The organism is Kocuria sp. ZOR0020 (assembly GCF_000800955.1).
GTDB lineage: Bacteria > Actinomycetota > Actinomycetes > Actinomycetales > Micrococcaceae > Kocuria > Kocuria subflava.
In genome coordinates this window covers 1-657 of sequence record NZ_JROX01000408.1, presented here as the reverse complement: position 1 = coordinate 657, position 657 = coordinate 1, and the positions used below count along the sequence as shown (strand labels likewise).

Below are 657 nucleotides of genomic sequence, written 5' to 3'. Positions count from 1 at the left end.
TCGTTTCCAAGGTCAGGAGCCTCCAACAAACTCAGGGCGCTTCACGATGAGCAGGGGCAGCACTGGCGTGGGTGTCCCACTAATGGTGGTCGCTTCCATCCCTCAAACGGAGCGCGTCGTGTCACCGGATGCGCGGCACCGTCGGGAACAGCCAGAGGGCCCCTGCCATGGCAGGGGCCCTCTGGCTGTTGTTCGAGGACATCCAACAGCAGGTGCTGCGGCAAGATCCAGGGGGCAGTTGTCGGGTCGCTGGACATCGTGGCCATGGCATCTTTGAAGGGGCGCTATGGCCGGAATCGTTCAGGGGTGGGTCAGAGGCCGGTGAAGGTAGAAAAGAAGCGGAAGAACACCGAGGCAGCCACGGCCACGTAGGCGATGGCCACCAGGGTCCAGGCCCACTCGGTGGCGAAGCGCACCAACCGGGGCGGGGCGGGGATGACGCCGTGGGCGAGGTTGCGCACGGTGAGCAGGAGGAACAGCGGGATCATCGCCGCCCACACGATCATGCAGTACAGGCACAGGATGTAGATCGCGAACAGGGCCTGGGACCACAGCCAGATCACGAACACCGCCCCGAGAGTGACCCCGACCTGCAGGCCCGCCCAGTACCAGCGCCCGAGGCGGGCCCCGGCCAGGATCGTCATGGCGGTGGTGATC

The 657-nt window shown here is 65.6% G+C and carries 1 protein-coding gene; it reads right to left on the bottom strand.

Annotation, left to right across the window (positions count from 1 at the left end; translation table 11 throughout):
* Positions 1-311: 311 nt before the first annotated feature.
* A partial coding sequence (locus L979_RS14010; protein WP_047692882.1) for a vitamin K epoxide reductase family protein occupies positions 312-657 on the bottom strand: 346 nt, incomplete at its 5' end.